Annotated in this window: 10 protein-coding genes and 1 pseudogene; 1 reads left to right on the top strand and 10 read right to left on the bottom strand. The window is 39.1% G+C overall.

Annotation, left to right across the window (positions count from 1 at the left end; genetic code table 11):
- From BN1609_RS13995 to BN1609_RS11660, 10 genes and pseudogenes are all read right to left on the bottom strand, one after another.
- A pseudogene (locus BN1609_RS13995) lies at positions 1-541 on the bottom strand (SA1320 family protein); the annotation flags it as partial.
- 14 nt (positions 542-555) lie between these two features.
- Positions 556-1,440: a DUF1672 family protein gene (locus BN1609_RS11620; RefSeq protein ID WP_088840877.1), complete on the bottom strand. Its 885-nt coding sequence runs from the start codon at positions 1,438-1,440 to the stop codon at positions 556-558.
- Positions 1,441-1,781: 341 nt separating this feature from the next.
- Complete coding sequence (locus BN1609_RS11625) at positions 1,782-2,357, bottom strand: recombinase family protein (RefSeq protein WP_088840878.1); 576 nt, start codon at positions 2,355-2,357, stop codon at positions 1,782-1,784.
- A gap of 570 nt (positions 2,358-2,927) precedes the next feature.
- On the bottom strand, positions 2,928-6,377 hold the full coding sequence (locus BN1609_RS11630) for an ATP-binding protein (protein ID WP_159458333.1): 3,450 nt from the start codon (positions 6,375-6,377) through the stop codon (positions 2,928-2,930).
- Between the two features lie 925 nt (positions 6,378-7,302).
- Positions 7,303-8,571 (bottom strand): hydroxymethylglutaryl-CoA reductase, degradative, encoded by a 1,269-nt coding sequence (locus BN1609_RS11635; RefSeq protein ID WP_088840880.1) that lies wholly within the window; start codon positions 8,569-8,571, stop codon positions 7,303-7,305.
- A 12-nt stretch (positions 8,572-8,583) separates the two neighbouring features.
- Positions 8,584-10,059, bottom strand: coding sequence for an acyl-CoA carboxylase subunit beta (locus BN1609_RS11640; protein ID WP_088815547.1), 1,476 nt, complete (start codon positions 10,057-10,059; stop codon positions 8,584-8,586).
- Positions 10,060-10,063: 4 nt separating this feature from the next.
- On the bottom strand, positions 10,064-10,825 hold the full coding sequence (locus BN1609_RS11645) for an enoyl-CoA hydratase-related protein (protein WP_088840881.1): 762 nt from the start codon (positions 10,823-10,825) through the stop codon (positions 10,064-10,066).
- 1 nt (position 10,826) lies between these two features.
- Complete coding sequence (locus BN1609_RS11650) at positions 10,827-11,039, bottom strand: acetyl-CoA carboxylase biotin carboxyl carrier protein subunit (RefSeq protein WP_088815548.1); 213 nt, start codon at positions 11,037-11,039, stop codon at positions 10,827-10,829.
- A 1-nt stretch (position 11,040) separates the two neighbouring features.
- Complete coding sequence (locus BN1609_RS11655; protein WP_088810543.1) at positions 11,041-12,195, bottom strand: acyl-CoA dehydrogenase family protein; 1,155 nt, start codon at positions 12,193-12,195, stop codon at positions 11,041-11,043.
- Between the two features lie 126 nt (positions 12,196-12,321).
- Positions 12,322-13,146: an aldo/keto reductase gene (locus tag BN1609_RS11660; RefSeq protein ID WP_088839160.1), complete on the bottom strand. Its 825-nt coding sequence runs from the start codon at positions 13,144-13,146 to the stop codon at positions 12,322-12,324.
- Positions 13,147-13,267: 121 nt separating this feature from the next.
- On the opposite strand from BN1609_RS11660, the gene BN1609_RS11665 reads away from it, so the two are divergent.
- Positions 13,268-13,627, top strand: coding sequence for a MerR family transcriptional regulator (locus BN1609_RS11665; protein WP_088810545.1), 360 nt, complete (start codon positions 13,268-13,270; stop codon positions 13,625-13,627).
- Positions 13,628-13,632: the final 5 nt, after the last annotated feature.

The raw sequence follows: 13,632 nt of genomic DNA on the forward strand, positions 1-13,632 counted from the left end.
CCGGCAAGCGACTCAAGTATCCCGCACTTCGTTCCCCTAGTGTTAACGGGTCATACTCGCTCATATAGTTGGTAATATCAGGATTCTTTTGTGAATATTTGCCATCAGGCAAAATCGCAGGATTATAAGTCACACTTTTCACATCATTGTTTGATGCGACATAATTCCCAAGCCCGCCTCCTAAAGAGTTCCCCCCAACGTATTTAATCGCATATTTTTCACTCATTTTCTTATAAGCTTTATCCGCCGCTTTTAGTTGGTCATCGGGAATATTTCCGGGAAGCGTGGCATCGGTAATGATATCCCGCCCACCGTTTTTTTGCCCTTGAGTTCCTTGAAAAATCATACCAACTTCGCCTGTTTCTGTGTTTTCCACAATCATATAGTCGAGTCCTGATTTTGTGTTGTATACACCTTTTTCAACTTTAAATACGCTACCGTTCACTTTTAAGGTACTTCCTCGTAAAGGTTCATCATATACCCATTTACCGCTCATTTCAATAATGTCTATATCTGAAGTTTTTCTTAATGCCGTAACCATATTTTTAACTCCTTCTATTTTTGGAATTCATCAGCGCTTGTCGACTCTCCGTCCGGCAGACCAACACGATCAACAATAAAATTCTTGTATATGTCTACGAGATAGGTTCCGCTAGGAAGATTTTTAGTCTCTTTTATTTTATCCGATATTTGATTCACTGTTTTTTGTTCTGGTAATCCATCAGCAATATTAAAAAAACGACAAACTATGTTTATATTTTCTGATGTTGCTTCAGAATTTGAAAATAGCTTTTTAACTTCCTCAGAGGAAATATAGGGATTATCAAGATAAGCATTCAATACATCATTGAAATCTTTGTTTACCGACACAAAGAAAAATTTGTTTTCTCCTCCTACAGATTGAGTTTTGTCAAATGCGATAGAGTTATAACCTTGCAATCTGTACTTCTCTGCCATTTCATTGGTCAAAGTATCGAGATTGTTAAATTCATTTGTATAGGCTTTTTCATATAAAGCAGATTGAATGGCAAATTCCACTTTTCCTTCTTCAGAACGAACGCTTCCTGGCGGATCAAGTTCCTTTTTCTGCATATCAAGCCCCACAATCACAGAAGTATGAAACTCTATCGGTTCTTCTGCTTCAACCATAACGACGGCAGCGTCTCTTGCTGGAACCACATTATTTACTTTTACATCAGTTTTATATGTATCTTTCATATATTTGATGGCTCTTTTTTTAATTTCTGCTTCATTCTTTTCAACAATATCTTTAGACTTATCGCCATCAACAAAAATAAACCCTTGCCCTTCATACTCCGCAACAGGTGTTGTCCCGTCGTCTACTTTCTTTTCTTCTTCATCTGACTGTCCCATAAATGAACATCCCCCCAGTAAAATTGATACACCAATTATAGAAATGGCTATTTTTTTCCCTTTCATTACAAGGCCTCTTTTCTCTACTTAGATTAAAAAATAACTCCACTTATGTATTTTTCTTTCAATTATAATATACCATATTTATCCATCATCATGTTTTCGATATTGCGAGTTTACTCATTAGCAGAAATTTTCTTGGCGAGACCAAGGCATTTTTATTTTTTTGAGTGGTTTATAAACTTCTTTACTTCCATCTTACAAATAATAATCTCGCCATCTTCACAATGGCGCTTTTATTCAGCCTAAAACATTTCAAATGAAAACGAAAAAACGGCCTTATTCTAAGATAAGACCGTTTTTTGTTTGTACTACTTTCGCTAAGATAGGTTATGCAACTTAAATATTTATAAATACTTTTCTTTATATCTCCGAAAAGTAGAACGGTTTATTCCAGCTTTTCGTGCTGCTTCCGCTTCACTTGCTCCTTTATTCAACAAATCAAACGCATGCTGCAAATTTTCACTGTGTTCCGTATATTTCGGTTTTCTTCCTTTATATTTACCTGCTTCTTTGGCCAAACGGATGCCTTGTTGCTGCCGCTCGATAATTCGCTTGCGTTCAGACTCTGCCTGATACTTATATAGCTCCATAATCAAGTTATTCAACAATAAGCGTAAATTTTCATCCTGGATGCCATTTAATTGAGGTAAGTTTAAAACTTCCAGGGTTGCTCCTCGTTTTTTGATAGAATCCATAATTTCCGTTAAATCTTCATTATTTCTTCCCAGCCGATCCAATTCTGTGACGACAACTAAATCACCTTCTCGAATATACGCTAACATCTTTTCAAGTTCTGGCCGATTTTTCGTCTGGCCACTCATTTTGTCAATATACACTTTTTGGCAATGCGAAAGCTGTTCGACTTGACGATGAATATTTTGTTCATTCGAACTCACACGAATATACCCAATTTTTCCCATGTTCGACTCCTTCCAAAATCATAATTTTGGACAGTTCTATCGAACACCTCTCAAAATCAAGTATACCAATAAATCGATAACTGTTCAATAGGGGATACCCTATTGGCGACGATTTTTGTGCAGCGCATTTTTTTCACCCTAATTCGACATCTCTATTCCTGAAGCCAGCATCTGGTTCAAAATAAATTATGTGTATACCTGTAATTGACATTTTGTATTAACTGATGACGCACATTATTATTTCATTTTCATTTGATTCCTATCTCTCAACCGATATACTGAGTTTATCAAATGAAAGACATCTATTTTTACTCCCCTTTTATAGATACCTTTTTTTACCAGTATGGTTTCTATTAGTTTTTTATATCCATTTCCACAAAAAAATAGTAACTTCTTTTTACCCATTCAATTGGCCAATTAAAAACCACTGAATTTTGAAGCTTCATAAAATATACATTACTAGGATATTTTTCAGCTATAGTAGTTACCATTAGTAATTTTCACCCTAAAGAAAAAGAAGAATGCTTCCGCTATTCTTCTTTTTACGCCTAGAGTATTGATATAAATCTATTATTCCAAATCAACTTTTTCCTCACTCACCAAATAATAGTTAATATTTTCTTTTTCTGTCAATGAACTAGAGAAACTTTTTAAAAATTCAACGATTCTATGCTTTCCGGATTCATAAACAAATTTCCCAGTTTTACCAATAAAAGCCACACTCCAGCCTTCCCTAACACCTTTATAATAACTCGAACGCTTTTCTTTGATGCCTTCTAACTCTTTCAATTCGTCTGAACTCAAAATACCCGGAGAAATAAATACTCTTAAGATATAATCTTTATGATCTTCTATGACTGTATCCCCTGAATTATTTAATTCAAATAACCAAAAATTAGCGTTAGTAAAATCAAAATCTGATATTCTAGATTTTTGAACAAATTGTCTTCGGGGTAATTTTATGGATTCAATTTCTGGTATTAGTTGAAATGATTGTAAACTACCCATTCCTGATAAACCATTACCAATGGTATCTATCTTTTTTATTCTGTTATTGAAATCAATTTTATTATAAGTAGTTAATTGAAATAGATTCTTTGATACTATTGGATAAAGGCCTGTAACCATATCATATTCTGAAAAATAGCTATCCCAATTATCAGCATAAGTGAAAAAAGGAATACTATCTCGATAATAAGATTTTCCCAATAAGTATTTGTTAAATTTCAATTCTTTTGTGGTAGTTATTTCTAAAAAGTCATCATATAGCATAATGCTTTCAGCATCTAGTATTTTGCTTAAATATGCCATTTTCTCCTGTATAGTCAATTTCTCAAATAATACATTGTATTTAACTTTACTTGTGCCTGCTTTAAAAAATTCTGATATATTATTTATATCAGGTAAATAATTATTTAAAGTCTTAAATAGTTGATTATTTGTATTCTCGTTTTTCTTTACCAAAAGTTCTATCCAATCTAGTTTAAAAATCTCCATATTGTCCAGTAATTTTTCTAACATTAATTCCTTATTTTCACATTTCTCTATAATTGTATTAATTTTTTCAAACGCTTCAATTTTTAGTTTTTCTATTAGATTTTTTAACTCATCGTAAAGATCATCAGAAAAACCTGTAATACTTCGACGATCTACAGAAAGTTCAGGCCTATTTTCACCATTAAAATCTATGATAAACGGTTGATTGTTATTGATATCTCGTCGAAAAAGCCAATCAAAATTCTCTGTGATTTGTTTGTATTCTTCTACAATCACACCATTCATAGACACTAATCGTCCTCTGTTCAATAATGGATATGATGAGACTATATTAATTAATTTTTCATCATCACTTTGACTATACACTATGGCAGTTGCTAGATAAATATTTTTAGAACTAACTTCTACCACTTCAACATCACACTTTTCCCATTTCTCCTGAATGTATAGCAATTCATCTTGATATTGAGGAGAATAATCTTGTTTCGTTATATCCTTGATTTTCTCTTGTGGAATTTCATTTAACTTAAGTGATATAAAATTATCAACAATTGCTTTAGATGTCCCATTATTGAATTTGGCTGAAACATCTATTTCACTTGGAATAATATTTATCGAATGAAATAATATAAAATATATATTATCTTTCAGTTCAGTACTCAGAGAATTTTCATAAGAACCTCTATTATATCTTTTCGAAAAAAATAATCGCACATCTAAATCTTCCAAATACTCATTATTTATTTCTTGATCAGATAAATAAATCTTAATTAAAGTACCACTATTTCCAATTTTTTCAATATCGATTTCCTCACTTTTTTTGTAATAAAATTTCTCATGTGGGCCATCAATTTTAAAAGAAATTATACTATCTTCTTTTTCATATGGATTTTTAGTAACCACTTCTATTTCGTTACCTAACATAAAACAGGATAGAATTCCTACGCCAAATTGAGATGTACTTGCTACATCTTTCCCCCAATTAGCTTTTATTTCATAAAATTGTCTAGATGTATAATATGAAGTGCCGATATTCAAAAAATAGTTCTCTATTATTGTTTTTGTCATTCCCATACCATTGTCTAAGCAATATAGATATCTTCCATTGCTATCATTCTCAATACCAAATTCTATAATTCCTTTTTCTATGACACCCCCTGCAATAGCACATTTACATGCATCCATTGAATTTTGATAAAGCTCCCTTAGACATAAATGCTTGTCTTTGTATAGTCCTACACTCATCAGGAGATCCAAAATTTTATTTTGATCCAGAGTGAATTTTAGGTTTTCTACGGGCTCGAACAACTTTTTATCATACAGCACTTCACTCCTATTAACCTTATCTGCTAGATTCAAATCATAAATTAAAGAGTCATTGAGATTAACATCTTTTTTTAAAATGTTTAAAAATATATTGTAATTAGAAATTTCCATATCAATCCAATTCATATAGTCTTGGAAAAAATAATATAACTTAGGCACTTTAAAATATGTGCTATATGCTATTTCTCTTTTATTTTCTTCGTTAAATCTAGTCAGCCAGCAACTGACACCATCTTTAACTTTCCAATGAGTTAAACTGGTTGAATTTTGTATGAGTTTTGAAGATAGCAAAGATTTTGGTGACCTATCTGCAGAAAAATGAATAATATCTCCTAATCTAAGGAGCATTGTTATAAAAAATGGATTAGCATAATTTTCATTAGAATAATTCGATTGCAAACTATATTCTTTGACTTCTGAAAAATCCAATCCATGCCCTTCAACAATTTTAGAAAGATCATCACACAATTTATTTGCAGTAAAATCATCAAAATATGGATCTAGCTGGCTTACTAATAATTCACAATTTTTTGCTGAAAAAATATGATGATTGCTCCTTATATACTCAAATCTAATCTCTTCACTCTTCTTAATATATTGCTGCTCATTCTCGATGTTTTTTAACTCTGGTGTATAACCATTTCTAAACTCTTGATAATTAATTAAGTTTTTCACAAGAGAATTTATAAATTCATCCTCATTTTTTTCGATAAAAATAAAATTTTTAATTTCATTAAAATCTTTATAAATTAGATTTTTATTGTCCAGTATATATTTTTTGGCCTTTGAATATGTGTAGCTTTTTTTTCCATCATTATGAATCTTTAGATCTATGTCATTATATAAATTAAAACGTCCATCACCTTCTGTTGCTTTAAAGATAGTCAATTCCCATTTTGGTAAAGCCATACCACTGTCATGCATATATGCAGACATAATAATCAAAAAATATTCAATATCAGTTAATTTAGAATGATTTTCTTCATAATAGTTAGAAAGTGTTAACATATTTTCCAACACATTCTCAGCATGTGATTCGTCATGGATGTCAAAATTGGGTAGCGTTCCACTAATAGATTTTAAATGATTTTCAATATTAGGAATTAAACTCTCATAATTTGATATTAATTTATTTGTAAATTCTTCTGTATAGTTTGAACTGCTCTTTAAGATATCTCTATATTTTGTTTTATCCATCTCAATGCTCCTCATAAAATTTTTTTGAAAAATCTTATTTATATTATATCATAATCCCTAGATTTTCCTAAGCTTTGTAGTACTTTTTGTTGATTTTCATCCGAAAATTATTATCCATTCCATTTATATATATAACATAATAACTTTTCTACACCCTACTTCTACCTTATTGACATTTGCCCACTTTTTCAGATGTAAAGACCAGTATTATTCCATAGAAAAAAAGAGTCTATCCATAATAATAGACAGACTCTCTGCTTTTAAATTGACTTCCGTTAAGATAGGTTATGTCAACTGAATGTTTATACGTCTATAAGAGATGATTCACAAAATCCTAAAGTTTGTGAATCATTCTGCCTTATCGAATAATCTTAGCTGATTGGCCCTTGGTTTTCTTAACTTCCTTATGGTCTAATAACTTCAGCAGTAGCAAAGTGAGAAAGATGGTGGCTAAATGTGGTAGACGAAACAAGTGAACAGAAAATTACGGTAAGAAGGAAAAGCCGAACATTCTTCTCTATCGGTTTTTAAAATTAAGGGAGCGGAAAGAGCCGTCTTTCTGTTTTTCATGATAGCAGAAGGTATATTTTCCCACAAAATTAATATGTTCAGATAACAAAGGGGAGAGCTTTTGTGACATGTCTTCTGAACAATCAAATCCTGCTTCTTTCATTTGCTCAATGAAAGATGTCCATTTATCTAAAGACTGCAACACTTTTCTTACCAGTATGGCCTTCTTCCTGTGCCATACTATTTTTTTTTATTTTAAAAGAAAATTCATCGTCCTTTTGCCCATTCGAGCCCCCACTCAAAATGGATTAAAATCAGCATCTAGTTTAGTGCAAAAAAAGTATACCCTATCGGCGCCACCGGGTAGAAAATCATTTTTTCGATTTTCTACCCGGTTTTCATATTCAGCCAAGATTTATGTCCCACCATTTTGTTTTATAATTTCTTTCGCAAAGCTCAAATTAATTTGCCCAGCCGCAAGCATTTTTTCAGCCACCATGTCAATTTCGGCGCCAGTTGCGCCAGCAGAAATGGCCGTTGATTTCGCTTGAAGTGACATGTGGCCGCGCTGAATTCCTTCTGTCACTAAGGCTTTTAAGGCGGCTAAATTTTGAGCAAGCCCAACAGAAACAGCTAACATCGCGAGCTCTTCGGCATTTTCCACCTTGGCGATTTTTTGTGCCAAAGTAGCAAGTGGCGAAATCGCGATGGAGCCGCCAACCGTTGCGACCGGCATCGGGAGTGTCAGTTCGCCGACTAAGTCGCCCGCTCCGTTCACAGCCCAGCTACTCATCGGCCTGTAGCGCCCGTCTTTTGCAGCGTAAGCGTGTGCGGCGGCGGAAATACTGCGGACGTCATTGCCGAACGCCAGCAAAATCGCGTCTACGCCGTTCATAATGCCTTTGTTGTGGGTCGCCGCCCTGTAAATATCCGCATCACTAAACGCAAAAGCCCGCACAATACGGTCACGCACCTCTTCACCACCCATATTTTTGCTTAAAAGGAGGTTTGCGGGAATCGTGCAAGTGGCGGTTGCCGTCGCCATGTCTGTTAAGTTCGATAATATTTTCATTTCGGCAGTTCCGCTTGTTAGGCGTTCGATTTCTGGTGCAAGCGCCTCGACCATCGTGTTAATCATGTTCGCCCCCATCGCTTCCCGTGTTTCCACATAGAGATGGACGACGAGCAGTTTTTCCTGCGCCGTTTCAATCTCGCGGACAACAATTTCCCGTGCGCCGCCGCCGCGTTTTATAAGCGAAGGATACGCCGCATTCGCCGCATCAATTAGCGTCGCCTGCTGTTCTGCGATAGCCATTTTCGCGCGCTCAAAATCGGGCACACCGTACACGGCAATTTGTCCTGTCATCAGACGGCCAGAACTTGTGGCAACCATGCCACCGGAGCGGGCTATCAATTTGGAAGCGGAACTCATGGCGGCGATGACCGAAGGTTCTTCGGTTGCCATTGGGACGGCGTATTCTTTGCCGTTCATCACCATGTTTAAACCAAGACCGAGTGGAACTTGAAAGGTGCCAATCATATTTTCAATCATGTGATTCGCCGTTTCGAACGGGAGCGCGCCTTCTGCCTGTAAAGCGGCGAGTTCTTCGTCCGTCAAACCAGCGTATTCGCGAAGAATGGCGAGCCGCTCCTCCCGCGTTTTTTTATAGTATCCTGCAAACATTTTGCGCCACCTCTACATCGGATAAATTTTAAAATGTGCGCTCGTCTCGCGCTTTGATTCGTAAAATGCAAACCTTGAAATAAGCGCTTGTCGCAAGCTTTCTGGTGTCACAATATCGTCCACGACCATCTCGGACGAAAGCTTATACACATCAACATCAGCCTCATATTCCTTTATTTTTTCCTGAATAAAAGGAGCCTTTTCAGCATCCGGAAGCTCCGCTATTTTGCCCGCGTATACCGCATTGACGGCAGCATCTGGGCCCATCACGGCAATTTGCGCTGTCGGAAGTGCCAATGTCGCATCCGGGTTAAAACCAGGGCCTGCCATCGCGTAAAGTCCCGCCCCGTAAGCTTTTCTGACGATGACTGAAATGAGCGGCACGGTGATTTCGCTTACCGCGGCGATCATTTTGGCGCCGTTTCGAATAATGCCTGCCTTTTCAACTTGTGAGCCAATCATAAAACCGGGTACGTCGGCTAAAAAGAGCAGTGGAATGCGATACGCGTTACAAATTTGAATGAACTTGGTCGCCTTGTCGGCTGAATCTGGGAACAAAACGCCGCCTTTCACGAGCGACTGATTCGCCACCACCCCAATTGTTTTCCCGTCCAGGCGCGCAAAGCCCGTAATGATTTCCTTGGCAAACAGCGCTTTAATTTCACAAAATGATTCCGCATCAATTAAACCATCAATGACTCGGTACATATTAAGCGGCGCGTTTTCATTTTCGGGAATGACGCCCGTTAGGTCTTTCGCGCTTTCGCGGCCTTCTTTTTCGTATGTTAAATACGATAGGTAGTCGCGTCCAAAGAAAAGCGCTTCTTTTTCAGAAGAAACGAGTACGTCCCCGCAACCAGATACGGTGCAGTGCATGCGTGCGCCGCCCATTTCTTCGAGCGTGACTTTTTCGCCGATGACTTTTTCGGCCATGCGCGGCGAGCCTAGGTACATTGAGGCGTTTTCTTCGACCATGACGACGACATCGCAAAACGCCGGAATATAGGCGCCGCCTGCTGCTGAAGGTCCGAACAGCAAACAAATTTGCGGAATTTTTCCAGCCAACTGCACTTGGTTATAAAAAATCCGCCCAGCTCCGCGTCTTCCCGGGAACATTTCGACTTGGTCAGTAATTCGCGCGCCTGCTGAATCAATTAAGTAAAATAGCGGTATGCTAAGTTTTTCGGCAGTTTCTTGCATTCGAATTATTTTTTCAACCGTTTTTGTCCCCCAAGAACCAGCTTTCACGGTAGAATCATTCGCGATAATCGCTACTTTCCTGCCATCAACTTGACCGAGTCCTGTGACTACACCATCTGCTGGCAAATTGTCCGCCTCGGAATTCGCAAATAAAGCGTCCTCGACAAATTCACTATCCGCATCTAATAAAAGCGCAATGCGTTCGCGGACAAACAATTTTCCTTTCGCTTTCGCCGCCGCATGGTATTTTTCTGCACCGCCAGAGCGGATTTTATCATCTAAATTCACCTGTCTACCTCCCTAAAAATCGCGCCGCCCGCTTCTCACTAAACGCCCGAAGCCCCTCTAATCGGTCCTCCGTGGCAATGAGCGATTTGTACGCTTTTTCTTCTGCTAAAAAGGCCTCTGTCAAGTTCCCAGACACAGCATTCACAACTTCCTTAGCCCGTTTGACCGCAAGTGGCGCATTGTTTGAGATAGCTTCCGCAATTTGCGTGGCCTCACGCAGCGCATCATCTGAGACGCCTGTCACAAGCCCAATTTGTTTTGCTTCATCTGCCGTAATCCGCTTCGCACTTAAAATCATTTCGAGTGCAGCGGCTTCGCCAACAATGCGCGTTAAATGGACGGTTCCAAATGCGCCTGGAATGACGCCTAAACTCGTTTCAGTTAAGCCTAATTGGGCCGAAACATGCGCCACCCGAATATCACAAGCAAGTGCGAGTTCGAGTCCGCCGCCAAATGCCACGCCGTTAATCGCTGCAATTGTGGGAATTTCAAGTTCGGATACACGCTGGACGAGGGAACGGATACGCGCAACAGCCGGCCACACTTCGTCTTCTGTGAGCTTCTTTCGCTCTTTTAAATCGGCGCCCGCTGAAAAAGCCTTCGCACCTGAACCCGTTATGATTAACACGCGTGCCTCACCTAAATCATTTAATGCCGCTTCAAACGTTTCGAGTAGCTCGTTTGAAAATGCGTTCGCTGCTTCAGGCCGGTTGATTTTAAACAATAAAATATGTTTTGACGGGCGTTCGATTTGAATGAGCGCCATCTTAATCAAGCATTCCGATATCGTCGTTTTCGTTTACAAAATCCCCCGCCGTAACGGACCATTCAATCAGCTTTCCTGTGTTCGGTGCCTCAACTGGAATAAGCATTTTCATCGATTCGATTTGAGCAATTGTTTCGCCTTTTGTGACATCGTCTCCCGCGTGTTTTTCAAAACTATGAAGTGTGCCTGTAATCGTTGCTTTAATTTCTTCCATTTTATTTCGCTCCTTCTTTTAAAAGTTGTCGTGCAATGACGAGGCGCTGAATTTCAGACGTGCCCTCGCCAATTTCTAAAATTTTTGCATCACGCAACAGCCGTTCAACGCCAGCATCGCGCATATAACCTGTGCCGCCTAAAATTTGCAGCGCCCGGTTTGCATTTCTTGTCGCCGTTTCCGAAGCAAATACTTTCGCGTAGGCCGCTTCTTTAATAAAAACTGCACCAGAATCTTTTAGGAAACTCGCTTTTTGAACGAGCAGCCGCGCCGCTTCTGTCTCAACCGCCATGTCTGCAAGTTTAAATTGGACGGACTCAAACTGCGAAATCGGTCCACCAAATTGTTCGCGCACCTGCGCATGATGAATCGCTTTGTCATAAGCTTCTTGTGCCAGCCCAACGGAAATCGCCGCAATTGAAATTCGCCCGCCATTTAAAACGTTTAAAAGTTGTTTCATTCCAGCGTTTTTATCCCCCAAAAGGTTTTCTTTAGGCACTTTCACGTTTTCAAAGCGAATTTCGCCCGTATCGGAAGCGCGCACGCCCATCTTGTCATACGGCCGCCTCACCGTAATCCCCGGCAAATCCATCGGTACAATGAGTGAAGAAATAATTTTCCCGCCATCTTCTTTATACCCCGTAATCGCCGCAATCGTCACAACCGCCGCGTAGCTCGCATTCGTAATCCACTGCTTCGTGCCATTCACGACAAAATAGTCGCCCGAGAGCTCCGCCGTTGTTTCCACTCCTGCCGCATCAGATCCCGCATTTTTTTCGGTTAAACCGAAGGCCGCAAGCTCGCGTCCTTCTGCAAGTGGGCGCAAAAATTTTGTTTTTTGTTCGGCCGTGCCGTACATCGCAATCGGCGCCGTCCCAATTGAAACCGTCGCCACATAACTAAGCGCAACCCCGAGGCTTGCTCTAGCAATCTCTTCTGCCACCGTCATATAAGCAAGCGTCCCTAGCTCCCGCCCGCCGTATTCTTTTGCAAATGGCAAGCCAAGATAGCCTTTCTCGCCCATTTTTTGAAAAAGTTCGCGACTGAAATAGGCTCCCTCGTCCCATTCAGAAGCAAACGGTCGTATATATGTATCCGCAAATTGACGCGCATCTTCTTTTAATTGTGTAAGTTCAGTAGAAAGTTTGAAGTCCATTGGTTTTACCTCCTTGTAAACTTGAAATAAGGTTCTATTCTATGATAATCATTCCCAATTACAAAAGCAATTTTGAGGATTGACAAGAAAAAAACACGCCGAATGTGGCGTGTCATAAAAAACGATTTAAAAATTAAAATTATCTGGATCTGGACCCGTACGTTCATCTTGGTTTAACGCATCTACTGCTTGCATGTCTTCTTTTGTCAACTCGAAATCAAACACATCTGCGTTTTCTACAATACGTTCTTTGTGCACCGATTTTGGAATGGTTACGATGCCGTGCTGTAAATCCCAACGAATGATGACTTGTGCCACGGATTTGCCGTATTTTTCAGCGATTTTTTTGATTTCTGGGTTGCTTAAGATTTTTCCGCTGCCAAGTGGGGACCAAGCTTCTACTACGATATTCTTTTCGGCACAGAAGTCGCGAAGTGGTTTTTGAGAAAGAAGCGGGTGGAGTTCAATTTGGTTAACCATTGGCACAACTTCGGCCGTTTCAAGAAGCGTTTCTAAATGATGTTCATGGAAATTGCACACCCCAATTGCGCGGACTTTTCCGTCTTTATAGAGCTTTTCAAACGCGCGCCAAGTGTCATTAAACTTGCCTTCTACCGGCCAGTGAATCAAATATAAATCCACATAATCAAGACCCAGTTTTTGAAGGCTCGTTTCAAACGCAGCAAGTGTCGTTTCGTAACCTTGATCCGCATTCCAAAGTTTCGTCGTCACAAATAAATCCTCACGCCGCACGCCAGACTCACGAATTGCTTGACCAACGCCTTCCTCATTTCGGTATGCCGCTGCCGTATCAATACTCATGTAGCCGGCTTCAATCGCCCACTTCACAGAATTCACAGCTTCCGCCCCGTCTTTCACTTGCCAAACGCCAAAGCCAAGACGCGGCATTTCCACACCGTTCGCTAGTTTTACAGTATCTTTTAAGCTCATAAATTTAGCCTCCTAAAATCAAATTCAACTTCATCTTACACCTTCGAGTATACTTTAAGGCAAATATTTAGCAAAAAAATTTTTCACGTGCTATTCTTTTAGTAAAAAAAGGAGTCCTCCCATGTCCCTTTCCATAAAAGAAGCGTCCGAGCAAGTCGGACTATCCGCTCATACCATTCGCTACTACGAGAGTGTCGGGCTAATCCCGTTTTTACTTCGCGATGAAAACAATAATCGCGTCTTCGATGAGGAAGCCTTGCACTGGCTAGACCTGCTTGTTTGCTTACGCCGAACTGGCATGCCGCTTGCTAAACAAAAAGAAATCGTAGAACTCACAAAAAAAGGCAACTACACCGTCCAAGACCGCATCAACGTTTTAAAAGAACACCGCAAAGAACTTGAAAAGAAACAACAAGAACTCGATCTCGCCTTTCAAAAAATCGAAGCCAAACTCGCGTGCTATGAGGATATGCAACAATAAAAACG

It is taken from the genome of Listeria sp. ILCC797, from assembly GCF_900186185.1.
GTDB lineage: Bacteria > Bacillota > Bacilli > Lactobacillales > Listeriaceae > Listeria > Listeria goaensis.